At 63.1% G+C, this 18,991-nt stretch carries 18 protein-coding genes; 11 read left to right on the forward strand and 7 right to left on the reverse strand.

Translation table 11 applies throughout. The features are described 5' to 3' along the window. Positions 1–36: 36 nt before the first annotated feature. Positions 37–510, reverse strand: a complete 474-nt coding sequence (locus DES43_RS00715; RefSeq protein WP_035023824.1) for a methyltransferase family protein — start codon at positions 508–510, stop codon at positions 37–39. Further along, entirely contained in the window at positions 507–1,502 is a 996-nt protein-coding gene (locus DES43_RS00720) for a heparan-alpha-glucosaminide N-acetyltransferase (protein WP_035023822.1), read from the reverse strand. The genes DES43_RS00715 and DES43_RS00720 overlap by 4 nt, the downstream gene beginning before the upstream one ends. 413 nt (positions 1,503–1,915) lie before the next feature. On the opposite strand from DES43_RS00720, the gene DES43_RS00725 reads away from it, so the two are divergent. The 4 genes from DES43_RS00725 to DES43_RS00740 are packed head-to-tail and all read left to right on the forward strand — an operon-like array spanning position 1,916 to position 5,010. Beyond that, positions 1,916–3,115, forward strand: a complete 1,200-nt coding sequence (locus tag DES43_RS00725) for an MFS transporter (RefSeq protein WP_035024120.1) — start codon at positions 1,916–1,918, stop codon at positions 3,113–3,115. Between the two features lie 11 nt (positions 3,116–3,126). Then, on the forward strand, positions 3,127–3,633 hold the full coding sequence (cobU, locus tag DES43_RS00730; RefSeq protein ID WP_035024118.1) for a bifunctional adenosylcobinamide kinase/adenosylcobinamide-phosphate guanylyltransferase: 507 nt from the start codon (positions 3,127–3,129) through the stop codon (positions 3,631–3,633). A gap of 1 nt (position 3,634) precedes the next feature. Further along, positions 3,635–4,258 carry a cob(I)yrinic acid a,c-diamide adenosyltransferase gene (cobO, locus tag DES43_RS00735; RefSeq protein WP_035023820.1) on the forward strand — a complete coding sequence of 208 codons (624 nt, stop codon included), beginning with the start codon at positions 3,635–3,637 and terminating at the stop codon, positions 4,256–4,258. Beyond that, positions 4,258–5,010, forward strand: a complete 753-nt coding sequence (locus DES43_RS00740; protein ID WP_035023818.1) for a class I SAM-dependent methyltransferase — start codon at positions 4,258–4,260, stop codon at positions 5,008–5,010. Before cobO ends, DES43_RS00740 begins: the two co-directional genes overlap by 1 nt. Here the strand turns inward: DES43_RS00740 and cbiB are convergent, their stop codons facing one another. Beyond that, positions 5,011–5,979, reverse strand: coding sequence for an adenosylcobinamide-phosphate synthase CbiB (gene cbiB / locus DES43_RS00745; RefSeq protein WP_035023816.1), 969 nt, complete (start codon positions 5,977–5,979; stop codon positions 5,011–5,013). On the opposite strand from cbiB, the gene cobD reads away from it, so the two are divergent. Both cobD and DES43_RS00755 read left to right on the forward strand, forming a co-directional pair. Continuing rightward, positions 5,957–7,006, forward strand: a complete 1,050-nt coding sequence (cobD, locus tag DES43_RS00750; protein WP_245264639.1) for a threonine-phosphate decarboxylase CobD — start codon at positions 5,957–5,959, stop codon at positions 7,004–7,006. The genes cbiB and cobD overlap by 23 nt on opposite strands. Further along, positions 7,003–7,512: a tyrosine phosphatase family protein gene (locus tag DES43_RS00755; protein WP_035023813.1), complete on the forward strand. Its 510-nt coding sequence runs from the start codon at positions 7,003–7,005 to the stop codon at positions 7,510–7,512. Before cobD ends, DES43_RS00755 begins: the two co-directional genes overlap by 4 nt. Before the next feature lie 100 nt (positions 7,513–7,612). On the opposite strand, the gene DES43_RS00760 is transcribed toward DES43_RS00755, so the two are convergent. Further along, positions 7,613–8,416, reverse strand: coding sequence for a creatininase family protein (locus DES43_RS00760; RefSeq protein WP_035023811.1), 804 nt, complete (start codon positions 8,414–8,416; stop codon positions 7,613–7,615). Positions 8,417–8,502: 86 nt separating this feature from the next. Continuing rightward, positions 8,503–9,684 carry a pyridoxal phosphate-dependent aminotransferase gene (locus DES43_RS00765; RefSeq protein WP_035023809.1) on the reverse strand — a complete coding sequence of 394 codons (1,182 nt, stop codon included), beginning with the start codon at positions 9,682–9,684 and terminating at the stop codon, positions 8,503–8,505. A gap of 239 nt (positions 9,685–9,923) precedes the next feature. Here DES43_RS00765 and DES43_RS00770 point away from each other — a divergent pair, with 239 nt between their 5' ends. From DES43_RS00770 to DES43_RS00785, 4 genes are all read left to right on the forward strand, one after another. Continuing rightward, the gene (locus DES43_RS00770) at positions 9,924–12,404 is read left to right on the forward strand and encodes a mechanosensitive ion channel family protein (RefSeq protein ID WP_035024113.1); all 2,481 of its coding nucleotides are present in this window, start codon (positions 9,924–9,926) and stop codon (positions 12,402–12,404) included. Between the two features lie 138 nt (positions 12,405–12,542). After that, positions 12,543–12,806 (forward strand): hypothetical protein, encoded by a 264-nt coding sequence (locus DES43_RS00775; protein ID WP_035023807.1) that lies wholly within the window; start codon positions 12,543–12,545, stop codon positions 12,804–12,806. A 198-nt stretch (positions 12,807–13,004) separates the two neighbouring features. Next, positions 13,005–15,566 carry a GcvT family protein gene (locus DES43_RS00780; RefSeq protein WP_035023804.1) on the forward strand — a complete coding sequence of 854 codons (2,562 nt, stop codon included), beginning with the start codon at positions 13,005–13,007 and terminating at the stop codon, positions 15,564–15,566. Between the two features lie 118 nt (positions 15,567–15,684). Further along, complete coding sequence (locus DES43_RS00785) at positions 15,685–16,533, forward strand: DUF1194 domain-containing protein (protein WP_035023801.1); 849 nt, start codon at positions 15,685–15,687, stop codon at positions 16,531–16,533. 22 nt (positions 16,534–16,555) lie between these two features. Here DES43_RS00785 and DES43_RS00790 read toward each other — a convergent pair whose 3' ends face one another. Beyond that, complete coding sequence (locus tag DES43_RS00790) at positions 16,556–17,494, reverse strand: GlxA family transcriptional regulator (protein ID WP_425352064.1); 939 nt, start codon at positions 17,492–17,494, stop codon at positions 16,556–16,558. A gap of 251 nt (positions 17,495–17,745) precedes the next feature. Beyond that, positions 17,746–17,946 (reverse strand): hypothetical protein, encoded by a 201-nt coding sequence (locus DES43_RS00795; RefSeq protein ID WP_035023796.1) that lies wholly within the window; start codon positions 17,944–17,946, stop codon positions 17,746–17,748. Between the two features lie 144 nt (positions 17,947–18,090). On the opposite strand from DES43_RS00795, the gene DES43_RS00800 reads away from it, so the two are divergent. Beyond that, positions 18,091–18,990: a LysR substrate-binding domain-containing protein gene (locus DES43_RS00800; RefSeq protein WP_035024112.1), complete on the forward strand. Its 900-nt coding sequence runs from the start codon at positions 18,091–18,093 to the stop codon at positions 18,988–18,990. Position 18,991: the final 1 nt, after the last annotated feature.

The following is an 18,991-nucleotide window of genomic DNA, read 5'->3' on the forward strand; positions in this document are numbered from 1 at the left end:
ACGCGGAAGCCGCTGGCGTAGCCCTTTAAAGCACCGTCAGATCCAGCGGCGGACTTTCTTTGCATAGTCGCGGTATCTGCGGCCGAATTTCTCCGCAAGCACTTTCTCCTCGAACCCGATTGCGATCTTCTGCGTGAGGACGGCTGCGATGATGGCAAGAAGCAGGAACCACCAGTTGCCAGAGATGAAACCGACGCCGAACATCAGAAGGGTGTTGGCGAGGTAGATCGGGTTGCGTGTGATGGAGAAGGGCCCCTCCGTGAGCAGGTGGCTCGGCTCGCCGGAAGGATCGAGCGTTGTTCCGGCGCGCCGCATGGCCCGGAAGGATGACACCCACAGGGCAACGAATGCGACGATCAGCAGCCAGCCCATTGCGTAGAGCACATTTGCGAACGGACCGGTGAGGCGGGGCAGGGGCATGACCAGACCGAGCAATATGCCGGCTGCAATCGCCGCGAGATAGATCAGCGGCGGCCACGGAATCCTGCGCCAGGCTGGAACTGCTTTCATTTTTCCTCCCCCATCAGGCTCATGTCCGTTTCCACTGTGCAGGCGGATGCCAGTTCGCCGAGTCGGCTGGACAGTTCGACAGTCTGCTCACCGCGCATCACATTGTCGATAGCGCCGTCGTTTTGCACCGCATCGAACATGCAGGCGCAATAGGCGGTGCAGAAGGTCTGATCCCGGCTTTCCCGGCAGTAGGATTCGCAAGCGTTGAGGAAGCCGGCTGCCGGGCTCTGGACCGCTGCGGGCCAGATTTGCGCAAACAGCCAGATGCAGGCAATCAGAACCGGCTGGTGGACGAGGTAGAAGGCAAGACTGTGCTGGCCGATCGTCACAAGGGGCCGCGTGGCACGCTGCGGAAGTTCCCCGCCAAGCCGCGCCAGCAGGCCGAAATCGCGTGCGAAGCGGGCCGCCGCCATCCCCGCCAGCACGGCCGCGAACCAGGGAAACAGCGGCACATAGTCATTGGAGCGCGGGCTGACGGTGGAAAGGCCGAGCCACCATAGCACCGGGTGATCGAATGCCGGCATGCGCAGATAGTAAGGAGCGGCGGCCACCAGAAGCGCAGTCAGCGCCAGCGCCCATGCCGGAAAGCGGAGAAAAGCGAGGCCCAGCACACTGGCCAGCGCAATGTGGTGCAGGATGCCGAAGAAGATGAAGGAACCCGGAGTGGCGAACCATGTCGCCACAGTGATGGCCGCTGCGGCTGCCACGATCATGGCAAGCCGTTTGCCGAAACCGTTCCAGCGGATGCCGTTGCCATGGGCGAGCATGAGGCTGACACCGACAAGGAACAGGAAACCGGAGGCGATGCAGCGCGCGTAAATCTTCCAGCCGCCGAATGCGGTGAGCCCGGGCGGCACATAACCGAAAAACTCCAGATCCCAGGTGAAATGGTAGCTGACCATGGCCAGCAGTGCGATGCCCCGTGCGGCGTCGATGGCTTCGATGCGGCGGGCAGGTTGTTGCAGACTGCCGGGAGAAGTGGATGACTGCATGGAAACTCCGGAAGGTCGTCACGCCATTTCTAGAGCATCGGACCGGAAAGTGGAATCCGGTTTCGCTGATTCCGATGCTCTATCAATAATTTAGATCGTCCTTTGTGCGTCCGGATGGCCGCACGGCGATCTGGAGCATTTTGCAGACAGGCGGAATTTTCCCGCTTTGCAGCAATGCGGCTGACAAGCGGCAGGAGGGCGGACTGTATTGCTCGGAAACTCGAAGTCCCGCACCCCGATCTTGCCTGCAACAGTGCAATTCGATCGCTGCCGCGTTGGTCCAGAGTTGAAAAGCCTTTGGACTATCCCGTGTTTCCGCCCTTGCAGGTCGGTTTTCCGATACCGGCACCTGTCACAAAGGCTACACAATGGCGACCGGCGAGTCCGGCGGAGGGATTCGACGGGAGGATTTCATGGCAACGCATGTGCGTCACCCCATCTGGCTGCGGCAGGTCCGCCCGGCCGGGGCGCGCACCTTTGCATCGCTTTACACGATGGAATCCTTCGCGCGGGCGACTGTATCGAGTGTCATTCCCATTCAGGCCTATGAAATCCTGCAAAGCGAGCAGGCGGTCTCGATACTCTACACGATCGTGTCGCTGCTGGGCCTTTCCGTGACGCTGTTCATGCCCATGCTGATCGGGCGCTTTGCCCGGCGCTGGGTTTATACTGCGGGGGCCTGCCTGCTGGCGGTCGGGTCGCTGTTCTTCGTCACGGACACGCTGGCCGGGCAGGCGCTTGGCATGCTGTGCCGGGTGATGGGCGCGAGTGCGCTGTCGATTACGCTCAACCTGTACATCATGGACCATATCCGCAAGACGGAGTTCATCCGCTCCGAATCGCTGCGCTTGGCATGGTCCACCTTCGCCTGGACAGGGGGCCCGACGCTCGGAATCCTGCTTTACACGAAATACGGCATTTACGCCGCTCATGGCGCGGTGGCTGTGTTCGCGCTAATCCTTCTGGCGCTGTTCTGGTATTATCGGCTGAGCGACAACCAGATGATCGCTGCCGGCAAGAGCCGCGCGCTGAACCCGATCACCAATATCAGCCGCTTCATCGCCCAGCCGCGGTTGCGGCTGGCATGGCTGATCGCCTTTGGCCGCAACTGCTACTGGACGACCTTTTTCGTCTATGGCCCACTGTTTATGGTCATCGCAGGCGAAGGAGAGGTGGCGGGCGGCCTGCTGATTTCCGCCGGCAATGCGTTGCTGTTCACCGCCATTTTCTGGGGCAGGGCTGGCAAGCGCTTCGGCACGCGCGGCACCATCGCGGTCGCCTTCGCCGCCATGGCCGTGACCCTGTTCGCCGCCGGCTGGGTAAGCACCACCGCCCCATTGATCACCGGGGCGCTGCTTCTGTGCGGCGCGCTGTTCGCCATCGCCATCGATGCGCTGGGTTCGACGGTGTTCATGCGCTCCGTGCATCCTTACGAGCGTTCGCAGATGGCGGCGGTCTACCGCACTTATCTCGATTTCTCGGAACTCACGCCGCCCATGATCTATTCGATCGTGCTGGCTTTTTTCGGGCTCGGCTCGGTTTTCGTCACGCTCGGGCTGCTGATGGCGGGCTGCGCGGCGGTAAGCTGGCGTTATGTGCCGAAGTCGATGTAAGAGTGGCCGCCATGAAGGGTCTGACATTCATCATCGGCGGCGCGCGCTCCGGCAAGAGCCGGCATGCGGAGGAACTGGTGACGTCGCTGCCGGGATCGTGGACCTATATCGCGACGGCCGAGGCTTACGACGACGAGATGCGCGCGCGGATAGGCGAGCATCGCAGCCGGCGCGGCGCTGGCTGGCAAACGGTCGATGCACCCCTCGATCTCGCCGGCGCGCTTGCCGCGCAGCCGCAGGGACAGCCGGTGCTGGTCGATTGCCTGACATTGTGGCTCACCAACCACATGCTGGCCGGACACGATCCCGATGCCGAGTGTGGCCGGCTCGCCGAGGTGCTCGCCAATCCGCGTGGACCGTGGTTCGTGGTGTCCAACGAGGTGGGGCAAGGCATCGTGCCGGACAATGCACTGGCCCGCCGTTTCCGCGATGAGGCGGGGCGGCTCAACCAGAGAATCGCAGGTCTGGCCGACAAGGTCCTGATGATGGTGGCCGGGTTGCCGCTGAAGGTGAAGTGAGATGGCGGACGAACGCAGGATCGACGATGCGGAAGCCGAGCGCCACCGCATCAAGATGGAAAAGCGCAAGGCGGTTCAGGATGCCGAGGTGGCCGCAAAGACGGTCGAGAAGGGCCTGCTGATCGTCAACACCGGGCCGGGAAAAGGCAAGAGCACGGCCGCCTTCGGGCTGGCGCTGCGCATGCTGGGCCATGGTCGCCGTGTCGGCGTCGTCCAGTTCATCAAGGGGGCGTGGCATTCGGGCGAGCAGGATGCTCTCGCGCGGTTCGGCGATCTGGTTTCCTGGCACACCATGGGTGAAGGCTTTACCTGGGAAACGCAGGACCTGAAGCGCGACATCGCCGCCGCGCAGGCGGCGTGGGCGAAGGCGCTTGAACTGATGGCCGATCCGACGATAAGCCTCGTTGTTCTCGACGAACTCAACATCGCGCTGCGCTACGACTATCTCGATGTTGAAAACGTCGTCGCGGTGCTGAAGGCGCGTCGCGAGGGGTTGCATGTCGTCGTCACCGGCCGTAACGCCAGGCCGACGCTGGTCGACGCCGCAGATCTCGTCACCGAAATGGGGTCGACCAAACATCATTTCGCTGCCGGGGTGAAGGCGCAAAAGGGAATAGAATTCTAGTGCAAAATCGTTATGCAACTCTGGCCGCCCGGGTCTACGAACTGGACAAGCCGGTAGGGCGCTCCTTCGGCGACGTCGAGTTCTATCTGGAGAGGCTGAAAGGCGTGAGCGGCCCGATTCTGGAGCCGGCTGTCGGCAACGGGCGCCTGCTGGTGCCGCTGCTTGAGGCGGGACTGGATGTGAAAGGCTTCGACGCTTCCGAGGAAATGCTGTCTTATTGCCGTGCGGCCTGTGCGAGTCGGTCGCTGTCCGTCCAGCTGAGTGCGCAGACCTTCGAGGCTTTTTCCTATGACGAGCGCTTCGAGGCCATTCTCGTACCGCTGGGCTCAATCCAGCTCATCACCGACCATGAAGCTGCGCTGGCGGTCCTGAAGCGCTTTCATGACCATCTTGCGCCGGGAGGCCGGCTGATCCTCGATCTCGACACCATCGACGGCTTCCTCGATGCGCCGCATTCGGTGCGAACGTGGAAGGCGGGAGACGATCTTCTGACGCTGACCGCCGACAGGATCGACACGGATTATGTGGCGCAGACAACCACGACCAGCCTGCGCTATGAACATTGGCGGGCCGGCAAGCTGGTGGACAGCGAAATCGATCTGTTTTGCCTGCGCTGGTGGGGCGTAGCGGAGTTCGGGATGGCGTTGCAGGCGGCAGGCTTTACCGGCGTGGCTGCCTGCGGCGACTATCAGCATGGCCGCAAACCGCAAAAAGGCGATGGCATCATCACCTTCGAGGCGCGGCGGGCGTAGTCAGACCAGCCAGATTCCTGCTGCGACAAGCCCGAACAAGGCGATCAGCAGCATGTCGGCCATCCGGTAGAGCTTCAGCGCGCGCCGGATATCGGCGGCACTGGCTTCGCGCCGTCCCCCTTCGCCCATGAAGGCGTCCTCCACCGTCACGCCGCCATAGACGCGCGGACCGGCAAGAGCGAGCCCCAGCGCGCCGGCCATGGCGGCTTCCGGCCAGCCGGCATTGGGTGAGCGGTGCTTGCGCGCATCGCGCCATATTGCCTTCCAGCCCGAGCCGGGATCGGCCCTTTTCATCAGGAAGGCCGCGGCAACGATCAGCAGGCCGGTGAGCCGGGAGGCCGGCAGATTGACGAGATCGTCGAAGCGCGCCGAGGCCCAGCCGAATGCTTCGTGGCGCGGGGTGCGATGGCCGATCATGGAATCGGCGGTGTTGACGGCCTTGTAGGTGACGCCTCCGGTCAGCCCGCCCAACCCAAGCCACAAGGCGGGGGCCACGATGCCGTCGGAGAAATTCTCGGCAAGACTTTCGATCGCGGCGCGGGAGACGCCGGCCTCGTCAAGCTGTTCGGGGTCGCGGCCGACGATCATGGAAACTGCCTTGCGGCCGGCTTCGAGACCGCCTGTTTCCAGTGCCGTCGCAACTGCCTCGACATGCTCTCCAAGGCTGCGCTGCGACAGCAACGCGGATGCGAGTATTGCCGTGGCGATGAAGCCGAAAGCAATGCGGCCGAACAGGGCCTCAACCACGAATGCGACGGCTGCCGGCACCGACACGATCGCCACCAGTGCCAGCACGCCGCAAAATCGCCTTGACGTGTCGCCGTGGGATGCACGGTTGAGCGTGCGGTCGAGACAGGATATCAGCCTGCCGATCCAGGTGACCGGATGGCCGATGGCGCGGAAGAGCCAATCCGGGTATCCGGCGATGCGTTCGGCAAGCAGCGAAATGAAGGCGATCAGGACCGACATGGATATTCCGGGCGAGGTTTTGGCGGCGGTCGATCATGGCGGAAGCCTCGGCCGGGCCCGGGCGCTGTTTCCGCAGGCGCCGGAACCGTTCGTCGATCTCTCGACCGGGATCAATCCGCACTCCTACCCGCTTTTCGACCTGCCCGCCACCGCATTGACCCGTCTGCCCGAGCGGGAGCGGATAGACGAATTGTCGGCGATTGCGGCCGGCGCCTATGGAGCGCCGTCGCCCGCAAATATTGCAGGCGCGCCGGGCACCCAGATTCTTCTGCCGCGCGTCTGTATGCTGGCTAGGCCGGGCAGGGCTCTGGTGCTCGGCCCAACCTATGCCGAGCATGCCCGTGCCGCACGCATTGCCGGCCATGAGGTTGAAGAGGCTACGGATTTCGAGGCGCTGCGCGCGGCGGACCTTGCCATCGTCGTCAATCCGAACAATCCGGACGGGCGCATGATTGCCCGCCGGGATTTGCTGGAACTGGCTTCTCATATGAAGGCCAAAGGCGGTTTTCTGGTGGTGGACGAAGCGTTCATGGACGTCGGTCCGCCTGAGGAAAGCGTTGCCGGCGATGCGGAGCGGGGCGGGCTGGTCGTGCTGCGCTCCTTCGGCAAGTTTTTTGGACTGGCCGGTGTGCGGCTGGGGTTTGCCCTTGCCGAAAAGGCGACGGTTGCACGGCTTGCCGCCGGGTTCGGTCCATGGGCCGTTTCCGGTCCGGCGCTGGAATATGGCATCAGGGCGCTTTCCGATACGAGCTGGCAGCGGGACATGAGGGCGCGGCTGACGGGCGAGGCGGCGCGGCTCGACAGCCTGTTTGCACGCCATGACGTTGAGGTTCGGAGCGGCACGCCGCTTTATCGCTACATGGAGTTCCCGGAAGCGGGCAGGCTGTTCCGCGCCCTTGGGCGAGCGGGAATATTGCTCCGCCATTTCGAGGATCGGCCGCATGCGCTGCGCGCCGGTCTGCCGGGAAGTGAGGAGGAGTGGCGGCGGCTGGAAGCTGCGCTGGCCGGATGGAAGGGCGCGCAATGATCCATGTCTGTCCGCTTTCAAGGCTGGAACAGACCGTTTCGCGAACCGGTGCGGGACGGCTGGTCACGCTGCTTTCCGCTGACATGGACATGGTGCGCCCGGCCTCGATTGCGGCGCAGGACCACCTTTACCTTCGCATGAACGACATCGCCGAACTGCGCGATGGGCTGACCATGCCGGGCGAGGAGCATGTGCGCCGCCTTCTGGGTTTCGCATATGAATGGGACCGGGCAAAGCCCATGGTCGTTCATTGCTATGCCGGAGTCAGCCGCTCCACGGCAGCCGCCTATATCGTCGCTGCGGCCCTTAACCCTGCGCAGTGCGAGGCCGAACTGGCTGCCATGCTGCGCTGGCTGTCGCCCTCGGCCACGCCCAATCCGCGCCTGATCGCTGTGGCCGATGTGCTGCTTGGACGAGAGGGGCGCATGGTGGCGGCGATAAAGGGCATCGGGCGCGGCGCGGAGGCGTTCGAAGGCGAGCCGTTCGAGCTCGACCCGTTCGGTTAAAGCGTGTCGCGATCTTTCAGATTCCCTCCTAACGCTTTACGTTGTTGTTTTTACGCATGTCGTTATCCCGAAACCGGTTTCCACTTTCGGGCGACATGCTTTAGGTCAACCAATCGGAAAGCTTCGCCTTGCGCACGTCCTCCAGAAGTGTGACAAAGCCTCTGGCCTGATGCTGCGCCGTCAGCCGGCCCTTCCCGGCCGTGGCTGCGGCGGCGTTGCCGACCACGCCATGCGGATTGAGATCGCTGGCGATCCACGCAAAGGCATGCGGGCTTTGCGCGTTGAGCAGGGCGAACTCCTTCTCGGCCCTGTCGGCGCTGGATGGGAAATCCTGCGCCTTGCGGGGATCGACGAGGTCGGGCCGGAAATGCAGCATCAGCGAGGTTTCCACGTCGCCACCGTGGATGCCGCGCCGCACCTCATGAGCGCTGAACAGCCCTTCCGGCCTTCCGAAACGCTCCCAGCTCGTGCGCACCGCCATCATGCCGAAACGGACGCGCAGATTGCGGGTGACGATTCCCATCACCTCCTCGTTGCCGCCATGAGAGGTGATGACGACGAGCTTTCGCACGCCGGCACGCGCCACGGAAGATCCGAGCTCGGTCCATGCCTCGATCAGATTGGTAGCAGGGAGAGTGAGCGTTCCCGGTGCATGGATATGCTCGTCCGATTTGCCGATTGCCTGAACCGGAAGGATGCGCAAATCGAGGTCATGCGGCACAAGCGGAATGGCCGTCTCAAGCATGCCGTTCATGATGTCGGCATCGGTGGACAGCGGCAGATGCGGTCCGTGTTGCTCGACGGCGGCTACCGGCAGCACGGCAATGGTCTGCTCGGTATCGATGCGCGCAAAGTCTGGCGCCTTGAAGTCCCCCCACCAGATTTTCCGCCGTTGCGCTGCCATTACGGGTTTCCTGTCCGTTGTATCGGATATCCTTCGATCACTATCGGTTCCGGCGGTGCCTGTCGATGCGAGGGTGTCGCGGGAATTCACGCGGCTTTGCTTCGGTATTGCGACATGAAACGAAGCAGACGTGCCGCCGCTTCCCGCAACACAGGTTCAGGCTTGCACAGACTGATGCGTATGTGCCCGGCCGCCGCCTCGCCGAAGCTGGAGCCGGGCGTGACGCTGATCTTCTCGCTTTCGAGCAAGGCCCAGGCGAAGGCCTCGTCGTCCGGCTCGACCGCCGAAATGTCGAGCATGACATACATGCCGCCTTCCGACCCGCGCACCTGCAACCGGTCGGCGCCGTGTATGGCGTCGAGAAAGATTGTGCGCCTGCCGGCATAGCGGGCTGCGATTTCCGCCACGCCGTAATCGTTCTCCATAGCCTCCGCTGCTGCATGGGAAATGAAATCGGGCAGGCCGTAGGTGGACACCAGATTGTAGCCGATAAGCAGTTCGACCAGAGATTCCGGTGCGGTCAGCCAGCCGATGCGCCAGCCGGTCATGCCGTGGCTCTTGGACATGGAATTGATCACGACGGTGCGTTCTGCCATGCCGGGAAGGGCGCGGGGCGACATGTGCTCGCAAGCGCCCAGCGTCCAGTAGACCTCGTCGGACAGCAGCCACAGATCGCGGCGCCTGCACAGTTCCGCGATACCTTCGAGGGTCGCCCGCGTGTAGACTGCCCCGGTCGGATTGTTCGGCGTGTTGATGAGGATGGCGCGGGTGTTGGGGCGCACGGCAGCCTCGATTGCGCCGGCGTCCGGCTGGAAGCCGTCGGCGGCACGAGCCTCGACCACGGTGAATTCCGCGCCGGCGGCGCGGAATGTGCCCGGATAGGTCGCATAATAAGGCGCGACGACGACGGCATGGCTGCCCGGGTCGAGGGTGGCCTGAACAGCCGCGTAGAGGGCTGCCTGTCCGCCCGGCGTCGCTATCACCTGCCTGACCGGGGTTTCCAGGCCCGAACTGCGGGCGGACAGATGCGCCATGGCGGCGCGCAGCCGCGGTATGCCGGCCAGATGCGTATAATGATGACAGCCTTCGCGAACGGCCCGCACGCAGGCTTCGACCGTGTCGGCTGGTGTGTGGAAGTCATGATCACCGACGGAAAGGACAATGATGTCCTCGCCTGCGTGGCGCCGGGCCATGGCGGTGGCGTGGACCTCCCAGCCGTCCTTGCCGGATGGCGAGATGCCGGTGATTCGGGATGAAGGCAGGGGCATTTCCACTCTTCGAGGCTGTGTGCAGGCGAGGTTGCAAGGGGAAAACCCGCCCGGCTTGTGTGTTGATCGGCTGCTTCTACCGCAAAGATTCGCTTTTTGGGAGCGGCCAGCGCACACCAGCCGTTTGGCCATGGCTGGCAGCTTGCCGGCTGAGCGGCGCCTCTTTATCTATGACCGTTCCCGTGGCTGCCAGACGAGGGCCGCCGCGGCGAATGTATCAACGGGATCAAGACCAGATCATGCTCTTGCGTATTGCCCGCTATCTCCTTGCCGTTCTTATCGTGCTCGGCGCAGCCGCCTGTCCGGTCGCTGCACAGGACATGGCAGCCGCCGAAGCGGCACAATTGCTGGAAGAACAGCGGCAAGCGCTCGAAACGCTGACCACGACGCTTGACGGACTGGAGAAGGACATCGTGGCCCATGACGACGACGATGCCTATCTGGTGCGGCTTCGTCTGAAGCTTGAAGCCGTATCCGCCGAGTCCTTGCAAAGCGCACTCGCCTTCAAGCCCAGGCTTGCCGAGATCAATACCCGTCTCGAGCAACTGGGCAGTCCGCCGGCAGACGGCCAACCGCCCGAAGCTGAAACCATCAGGGAAGAGCGTGAGGCGCTCGCCTCGGAGAAGGCCGGGATCAACGCGGTGATCGCAACCGCGCAGAATCTGTCGCTGCGATCCAACAAGCTGATCGAGCAGATAGCGGTGATCCGTCGTGACCTGTTCCGCAGCATGCTGACGAGACGCTATCCGCTGGCCGAGACGTTCAACGGCAAGGTCGTGTCGGATGCGGTCAGCGAGTTCGGAAAGTTCAGCAGCGCCGTCTCTTCATGGGCCACATTCGCCTACAAGTTCAAGTTCAATGCCATGGTCGCGGCGACGTTCATGGCGCTCATTGCGGCCCTTGTCCTGATGTTCGGCGGCCGGCGTCTGGTGGGCGGCCTGTTCCGGGCCGATCCCGCAGTCGAGGAGCCGCCTTATCTCACCCGGCTTTCGGTGGCATTCTGGTCCACGCTGCTGCCAACGGCGGCGCTTTTCGTTTTCTTTGCAGCGACCTGGTTTTTCTTCAATTCCAGTCAGGTGCTGCGCGGCGACATCGGGCTCTACCTGCGCTCGGCAATGCTGATGGTGCTGGGCGTCTTTCTGGTCAACAGGCTGACCAATGCCGTGCTTGTGCCGAAGCTTCCGCAATGGCGGCTCGTGCCGGTCGAGTCCCGCCCGGCACGCTGGCTGGTGCGGTTGGCGACCGCGATGGCGGTCGCCGTCGCGTTGAACAATTTCCTCTCGCGGGTGGCCGACCAGATGTCGTCACCCCTGTCGCTGACCGTGACGCGCAGCTTCATCGCTTCGCTCATCGTCGGCGTCATCCTGATCCTGATCGGCTTGGTGAAGCCGTTCAGGGGCGGGGATGGCAACTGGAAACCGTGGCCGGCCTGGCTGCGCTACAGCCTGTTCGCAATCGGGGCCCTCAACATCACGGCAGCCCTGTTCGGGTATATAGGCTTTGCCATCTTCGTGTCGTTGCAGGTGGTGATGACCGGAACCATTCTGGTGACGGCCTATATCGGTTTCCTCTGCGCTGGTGCAATCGGCGCGGAGGGTGGTCTTGGCGGCTCATGGCTCGGTCGCTCGATGATGGCCCGCGGCTATGCCGACGAAAGCTCGATGGACCAGATCGGGCTTGGCGTAAGCGTCCTGCTCAACATGCTGATCCTGCTCATTTTCCTGCCGCTTACCCTGTTCATGTGGGGGTTCCAGCCGGGGGACATTCAGGCATGGGCCCAGAAGCTGGCGACGGGGTTCAGCATCGGTTCGGTCACCATATCGCTGATAGGGATTCTGAGTGGCCTGTTCGTCTTCGGGATCGGCTATTTCCTGACCCGCTGGTTCCAGGGCTGGCTCGACGGATCGGTGATGGCGCGTGGCAAGGTCGATGCCGGCGTACGCAACTCGATCCGGCTCGCGGTGGGCTATGCCGGCATCGCGGTCGCCGCGCTGGTCGGCATATCCGCGGCGGGCATCGATCTTTCCAACCTCGCGCTCGTGGCCGGCGCGCTTTCCCTCGGCATCGGCTTCGGCTTGCAGAATGTCGTCTCGAACTTCGTTTCGGGCCTGATCCTGCTGGCCGAGCGGCCATTCAAGGTGGGCGACTGGATCGTGGCCGGCGATGTCAGCGGCACGGTGCGCAAGATCAGCGTGCGCGCCACGGAAATCGAAACGTTCCAGCGCCAGACCGTGATCCTGCCTAACTCCAACCTCATCAACGGCGCTGTCGGCAACTGGACGCATCGCAACAAGCTCGGGCGCGTCGATATCCGGGTTGGCGTTGCCTATGGCACCGATGTGCGCCGAGTGCAGGAAATCCTGCTGGAGATCACGCGCGCACACCCCGCCGTCCTGAAAAACCCCGAGCCTTTTGTTCAATTTGCAAACTTCGGGCCAGCGGCGCTTGAATTCGAGATCCGCTTCTTCCTTGCCGATATCACCAACGGCGGCGGGGTGCAGAACGACATCCGGTTCGCGATCATGGATGCCTTCAATCGCGAGGGAATCGAAATTCCCTCCACGGCTCGTGCGGAATACAAGCGGTCGGTTCTGGAGCCCTGGCCGCATGATGACGACAAGACTGAGGCCGAATTCGCCGAGCGGGAGCGTCTGAAGGCGGAAGAGGAAGAAAAGGCGCGCAAGGGCAGGCGCAAGCCGGGTAAACCCGATCCGGCATAGGCGAACCGGCCGCTGCATCCCATTGCGACATGAATGAGACATTCAGTTGCGGTTCAGCTTCGTTCTCCTATAAGCTGCCTGCATTGGCGGGAATGCCTTGCAATGGCAAACAGGGGCGGTGGCGACACCGGAAACGCAATGTGGAAATCACTGATCGCCGTGTCGGTCCTGCTGTCGGTATCCGGCAGTGCGCTGGCCGCTAGCGCCGTGAACAATGACTCCGATCCGCGTACGCTGATCGTCACGGAGGGCAGCAGCAAGCGGGAACTGACGCTTGGTCCGGGCGAGACGGTCGAATTTTGCCCGAGCGGCTGTTTCGTCACCATGCCCAACGGCGACCTTGAGGCGCTGACGGGCTCCGAAACCGTCGAGATTTCGGGTGGCGTGGCTCGCGTGAAATAAGGCGCCTCCCCATCAGAGTTAACGTTCTGGAACGCAGGCCGGGCTCCCAGTCCGGCCTTTTTCCTGTCTGAATGCGTCCAGGAAAGAGCCGGACCGCTTCCGTCGCGCTGTATGCCGGGCGTGTCGCAAACAGGCTGCGGTCCAGTCGCCCTCACGCCTTATAGTCCGGTCGCAACAGCACTTTTGGAGTCGCGGGCAATGGCAGGGTTTCCGGAAAAGGCGAAGGTCGTCATCGTCGGTCTTGGCGGCATCGTGGGCGCTTCGGTCGCGCATCACCTGATCGGGCGCGGATGGGACGATATCGTCGGCATCGACAAGTCCGGCATCCCGACCGATATCGGCTCGACCGCGCATGCTTCCGACTTCTGCTACGCCACGAGCCACGACTTCCTGTCCTGCTGGACGACGCTCTACTCCATAGAATTCTTCGACCGGATGGGCCACTATGCCCGCGTCGGTGGGCTTGAGGTCGCGCGCGTGGGCGACGATGCCCGCATGGATGAAATCCGGCGCAAGGTAACTTCCGGCCGTGCCTTCGGAACGCGCGCGCGCCTCATCGAGCCGGCCGAGATCAAGGAGAAGTTCCCGCTGATCGAGGAGGATCTGGTCCAGGGCGGGTTGTGGGACCCGGATGCGGGCCTCGTCATCCCGCGTTCGCAGACGGTGGCGGGAAGGCTGGTCGATCAGGGCGTCGCTGCCGGCAGGCTGCAAGCCTTCGCGAACACTTCCGCCCGTTCGCTGGTCATCGAGGGAGGGCGCATCAGGGGCGTGGTGACGGATCGCGGCACGATCATGGCCGATCATGTGGTGGTCTGCGCCGGCCTGTGGGGCAGGCTGATCGCCGAAATGGCGGGCGAGGACCTGCCGGTCATGCCGATCGACCATCCGCTGACCTTCTTCGGCCCCTACAACGAGTTCGCAGGCACAGGCAAGGAGATCGGCTGGCCGCTGCTACGCGACCAGGGCAACTCGGCCTACATGCGCGACACCGGCGATCCGAAAACCGCCGAGGGCGGCCAGATCGAGTGGGGCTACTACGAAGAGACCAATCCGCGCCTCGTCCATCCGCGCGATCTTCTGGAAAAGGAAGAGGCGCGGCTTTCGCCCTCGCAGCGCGACCTCGACATGGACCAGATCATGGAGCCGCTGGAGCGGGCCATGGAACTGACGCCGATCCTGGGCGAGCTCGGCTACAATGAGAGTCATTCCTTCAACGGCCTGCTTCAGGTCACCACCGATGGCGGGCCCTCCATGGGCGAGAGCCAGAAGGTGCGGGGGCTTTGGTACGCCGTCGGCATCTGGGTCAAGGACGGCCCCGGCATGGGCAAGCTGATAGCCGACTGGATGACGGACGGCCGCACGCCAATCGACCACAACCGCATCGACTACAGCCGGTTCCAGCCGTTCCAGTTGCAAGAAGACTTCATCACTGCGCGTTGCACCGAAACGGCGATGAAGGTCTACAATCCCGCCGTTCATCCGCGCGAGCCGTTCTCCGGTGGCCGCAATGTCCGCCGCTCGCCCTTCTACGAGCGCGAAAAGGAGCTTGGCGGCTATTTCATGGAACTGGGCGGCTGGGAGCGCGCCCATGGCTATGCCGCCAACGAGCACCTGCTGGAGAAATATGGCGCGCGCGTGCCGGTTCGTGAGAACGAATGGGACAATCGCCATTTCTGGCGCGTCTCCAATGCCGAGCATCTGGCGCTCAGCGAGGATTGCGGCATCATCAACCTTTCGCATTTCGCCATGTACGATGTCGAAGGTCCCGACCATGTGGCGTTGATGGAATGGCTGTGCGCGGCAAAGATCGGCGGCGAGGCCAATATCGGCAAGGGCATCTACACCCACTTCCTCGATGAGGAAGGCATGGTGCGCGCCGATCTGACGGTGTTCCGCATGGCCGACCGCTGCCGGGTGGTCGATGGCGCCGATGCCGGCCCGCGCGACTTCAACTATATGAAGCGGGTGGCGCAGGATAAGGGGTTCGACGTCACCGTCACCGATGTGACCGAGAAATACATCACGCTGGGCATCTGGGGACCGAATGCCCGCGTGACCCTGCAAAATGTAGCGGAAGACCCGGGCGGGCTCTCGCAGGAGAATTTCCCCTTCGCCGCCATCAAGCCGATCCGCATCGCCGGAAAGGACGTGACCGCCTTCCGCATCTCCTATGTCGGGGAGCAGGGCTGGGAACTGCACATGGCCTACGAGGACGGATTGGCGGTGTGGGATGCGCTGCGCTCGACGGGGGTGATCGCCGTGGGCGTCGAGACCTACGCCAATACGCGGCGCATGGAGAAGAGCCTGCGCCTGCAGAACGCCGATCTCCTGACCGAATACAATCTTCTGGAGGCCGATCTTGCCCGTCCGAAGGTCAAGGAGGCGGATTTCTGCGGCAAGGCGAAGCATCTGGAATACAAGGCGCGCGAGCATCAGCCGGCCATGCTGTGCACGCTGGTGATGACCGACAATGTCGATGCCGCGGGCGTGGCGCGCTATCCGGTCGGCAATATGCCGGTTGTCGACCCGGCGACCGGGGAGACGCTTGTCGACGAACTTGGCCGCCGCTCCTACACCACCTCGATTGCCTATGGTCCGACTCTGGCCAAGAACATCGCGCTTGCCTGGCTGCCGTGGAGCTATTGTCAGGAAGGCCGTGAGTTGGCGGTCGAATATTTTGGCGAAACCTATCCGGTCGAGGTCGCCGCGGTCGGTTACAAGTCGCTCTATGACCCGGAGAACCTCAAGCCGCGAAGCTGATCGGGGAAGGGAAAAGGGGTGCGGCAGCCCGTTTTCCTCGCAAAAATGTGAAGGGACAGGCCCGGCGATGCGCCGGGCCTTTCTTTTGTGCGGCTGTAATCTCGCGTAGTGTCAACCCATGTCTGCCTTGTGGAGCAACGCGCGACATGCCCTTGCGACCGGCCTGACGCTGGTGGCCGCGGGCCTCTGCGGTACGGGAGCGGCCAAGTCGGAACCTGTCGATGTGGAACTCGTGCTGGCGGTCGACGTGTCGCTTTCCATGTCGCCCGTGGAGCTGGAAATCCAGCGGCGCGGCTATGCCGCTGCGCTCACGCATGAGAGCGTTCTGCAAGCCATCGCCGGCGGTGCCCACGGACGCATTGCGATTTCCTATGTCGAATGGGCCGGGATAACCACCCAGCATATCGTGGTGCCCTGGACGGTCATCGCCGGCAAGGCGGACGCCGAGCGCGTCGCGGCGCAGCTTTCCGCGCATCCGCCCAACAGCGCACGGCGGACGTCCATCTCCGCCGCTCTTGAATTTGGCGGCGACATGTTTGCCGAAAGCGGCTTCGAGGGCGTGAAGCGTGTGATCGACGTTTCGGGCGACGGACCCAACAATCAGGGCGCGCCGGTAACCGGGGTGCGTGACCGGCTGATCGGGCAGGGCATCACCATAAACGGGCTGCCGCTGATGACCAATGGCGGCTTCGATTCAGGTTATGACGTCGCCAATCTGGACCGGTATTATGCCGATTGCATCATTGGCGGCCCGGGCGCCTTCATGATCCCGGTGAACGACTGGACGCAGTTTGCGGAGGCGGTGAGGCGCAAGCTGGTGCTGGAACTGGCGGCAACGCCGCCCCTGACGGACCATGCCGAATCCTCGAACCCGCCTGTGATCCTGGCCCAGGCGATGTCGGCCAGCGATTGCCTCGCCGGCGAGAAGATGTGGCGCAACCGCTACTGGATGATGGACGCGCAGTGACGGCGCGGCCTGCGTTCACGAACTATGCCGCGACCAGTTGCTTGCGGTCGACGCGCTCCTGCTGTGGCGAGCGGGCGTAAAGTTCCCGATAGCATTTGGAGAAATGCGAGGCGGACACGAAACCGCAGGCTACGGCAACCTCGACCACCGGCATGGACGACTGGATGAGAAGATGGCGCGCGCGGTCGAGCCTGATTTCCAGATAGTAGCGCGCAGGCGAGCGCCCCATCTCCGAGCGGAACAGGCGCTCGATCTGCCGGCGCGACAGATCCACATGATCGGCGATCTCGATCAGCGACAACGGCTCGGAAAGATTGGCCTCCATCAGTTCGATGATGGTCAGAACCTTGGAGTTCTGCACGCCGAGCCGCGCGCGCAGCGGCAGGCGCTGGCGGTCGGTGGGACTGCGCACGCGATCGGTCAGAACCTGCTCGCAGACGCGGTTGACGACGTTCTCGTCGAAATCCTCGCCGATCAGCTTGAGCATCATGTCGAGCGCGGCGGTGCCGCCGGCGCAGGTGTAGATGTTCTGGTCCACCTCGAACAGGTCGGCGAACACGTTCACCCTGGGGAAGGCTTCCGAGAAGCCGGGCAGGTTCTCCCAATGGATGGCGCAACGCTTGTTCGACAACAGGCCCGCCGCCGCCAGAATGTGTGCGCCGGTGCACAGGCCGCCGATCGCGACGCCGCGATTGTATTCCTCGCGCAGCCAGGCGAACACGGACTTGTTGTAGTATTTCTCGACATCGAGGCCGCTGCACACGATGGCCATGGAAGGCCGCTCGGGACCCGACATCTTCCTGCGTTCGTCTTCAAGCGAGGTGTCGACCGCGCATTGCACGCCGTTCGAGGCGCGCACCGGCTTGCCGTCCAGACTGGCAAGGCGCCAGCTATAAGCCTCGTAGCCCAGCATGCGGTTGGCCGAACGCAGCGGGTCCAGCGCCGTCGCGAAGGCGATCATGGTGAAGTCGGGAACCAGAAAAAAGACGAACGATCTTTTGATCGGCTGCTTTACGGCGTTCAAGGTACCCTCCCGGTGCCAAGGCGCGTGCGGAACGTCGCTTACAGCATAGCGTCATCAGGAAAATTGTTTCCTGTCAATCGGGTAGGGTGTCGGTAACGAGATATTTTGCCGGCCCGCTCTCATTGGCCGGCCGGCGAGGCAGAAAATACAATGCTTTCGGGGTCGCAACCATTGGCGGGCAAGGCTTTTCAGGCATGCCCGGGGAAAATGCCAGGATTGTTGCGTGCGGCGATCCCGGTCGACCGCTGTCGTCGTTCGGTGACCTCGGGCCAGCCGATATCCTTCTGTATTTCCAGCGGCAGCGAGCGCAGCAGGCGTTCGGTCTTGTGACGGGCGCGAGCCTCGCCAATCCTGTGCATCGTCTCACTTAAAAAAGGCACGGCGAACATGACGTGTTCCTTCCTTCATAACCGGCGAACGCTGATCGGTTCCGCCTTCTCTGCTTTCCATGACATTGACTATGAGGCTGGGTTGATGTTCAATCAAACGAAATGGAATGAGCTTTATATTCAGAAATAATGAAGGCAAGCACGATGAACGCGCCTCTCAATCATCCTCTTCCGCTTCTTGACCTCGACGTGCTGCGAACCTTCGTGGCGATTGCCGAAACCGGCAGTTTCACGACGGCCGCCAGTTCCGTCTACCGCACCCCTTCGGCTGTTTCGATGCAGATCAAGAAGCTCGAGGACATTCTCGGCCGCTCGGTTTTTTCGCGCGACGCGCGTTCGGTGAAGCTGACCATCGACGGCGAGATGCTGCTTGGATATGCACGGCGCATGCTGGCGATCAACCGCGAGGCAGTTTCGAAGTTCATCGTTCCCGATATCGTCGGCGTGGTCCGCCTCGGCTCGCCGGATGACTTCGGCGAGCGGGCGCTGCCGCATGTGCTGAAGCGGTTTGCGCAGTCCCATCCCTGCATCGCCGTCGATGTGACCATCGATCAGAGTGTCAACCTGCGCAGGCGCATGGACGACCGGGCGCTGGACCTCACGCTGCTCACCAATTCGTGCAGAGCCGTCGCGGACGGGGCGGAGGTGCTGCTGACCGAGCCGATCGTCTGGGCCGGTGCAAAAGGCGGGGGCGCGCATCTGCGCGAGCCGCTGCCGGTCTCGATCTGGGAAGAAGGCTGCGTGTGGCGGGCCGGCGCGCTGGAGGCGCTCGGGCGGGAAGGGCGCAACTACCGCGTCGCCTATATGAGCGCGCATACGGCCGGCCAGCGCGCCGCGATCTTGTCCGATCTCGCGGTCGCGCCGCTGCCCAAATCCTTCCTCGGCTGCGACATGGTTGAACTGGGACCGGCAGATGGCCTGCCGGATATTGGCGACTATTCACTGGCCATGGTGGTGTCGCCCGAAGCCAGCGCCCCGGTGAAGGCGGTGGCGGATCATATCCGTGCGACCTTCGAGGTGCTGCGCCACACCGGAAAGTTCTGAT

This window comes from Aquamicrobium defluvii (genome assembly GCF_004363725.1).
Taxonomy (GTDB): domain Bacteria; phylum Pseudomonadota; class Alphaproteobacteria; order Rhizobiales; family Rhizobiaceae; genus Mesorhizobium; species Mesorhizobium defluvii.

What these genes read in the sequence shown, in the direction of transcription:
- DES43_RS00780 (WP_035023804.1), top strand. Translation starts at nt 13,005, where the DNA reads ATGGCAGGGTTTCCGGAAAAGGCGAAGGTCGTCATCGTCGGTCTTGGC.
- cobO (WP_035023820.1), top strand. Translation starts at nt 3,635, where the DNA reads ATGGCGGACGAACGCAGGATCGACGATGCGGAAGCCGAGCGCCACCGC.
- DES43_RS00720 (WP_035023822.1), bottom strand. Translation starts at nt 1,502, where the DNA reads ATGCAGTCATCCACTTCTCCCGGCAGTCTGCAACAACCTGCCCGCCGC.
- DES43_RS00795 (WP_035023796.1), bottom strand. Translation starts at nt 17,946, where the DNA reads ATGTTCGCCGTGCCTTTTTTAAGTGAGACGATGCACAGGATTGGCGAG.
- DES43_RS00770 (WP_035024113.1), top strand. Translation starts at nt 9,924, where the DNA reads ATGCTCTTGCGTATTGCCCGCTATCTCCTTGCCGTTCTTATCGTGCTC.
- DES43_RS00755 (WP_035023813.1), top strand. Translation starts at nt 7,003, where the DNA reads ATGATCCATGTCTGTCCGCTTTCAAGGCTGGAACAGACCGTTTCGCGA.
- DES43_RS00760 (WP_035023811.1), bottom strand. Translation starts at nt 8,416, where the DNA reads ATGGCAGCGCAACGGCGGAAAATCTGGTGGGGGGACTTCAAGGCGCCA.
- DES43_RS00800 (WP_035024112.1), top strand. Translation starts at nt 18,091, where the DNA reads ATGAACGCGCCTCTCAATCATCCTCTTCCGCTTCTTGACCTCGACGTG.
- DES43_RS00715 (WP_035023824.1), bottom strand. Translation starts at nt 510, where the DNA reads ATGAAAGCAGTTCCAGCCTGGCGCAGGATTCCGTGGCCGCCGCTGATC.
- DES43_RS00775 (WP_035023807.1), top strand. Translation starts at nt 12,543, where the DNA reads ATGTGGAAATCACTGATCGCCGTGTCGGTCCTGCTGTCGGTATCCGGC.
- cobU (WP_035024118.1), top strand. Translation starts at nt 3,127, where the DNA reads ATGAAGGGTCTGACATTCATCATCGGCGGCGCGCGCTCCGGCAAGAGC.
- DES43_RS00790 (WP_425352064.1), bottom strand. Translation starts at nt 17,494, where the DNA reads ATGATCGCCTTCGCGACGGCGCTGGACCCGCTGCGTTCGGCCAACCGC.
- DES43_RS00785 (WP_035023801.1), top strand. Translation starts at nt 15,685, where the DNA reads ATGTCTGCCTTGTGGAGCAACGCGCGACATGCCCTTGCGACCGGCCTG.
- DES43_RS00725 (WP_035024120.1), top strand. Translation starts at nt 1,916, where the DNA reads ATGGCAACGCATGTGCGTCACCCCATCTGGCTGCGGCAGGTCCGCCCG.
- DES43_RS00765 (WP_035023809.1), bottom strand. Translation starts at nt 9,684, where the DNA reads ATGCCCCTGCCTTCATCCCGAATCACCGGCATCTCGCCATCCGGCAAG.
- cobD (WP_245264639.1), top strand. Translation starts at nt 5,957, where the DNA reads ATGAAGGCGATCAGGACCGACATGGATATTCCGGGCGAGGTTTTGGCG.
- cbiB (WP_035023816.1), bottom strand. Translation starts at nt 5,979, where the DNA reads ATGTCGGTCCTGATCGCCTTCATTTCGCTGCTTGCCGAACGCATCGCC.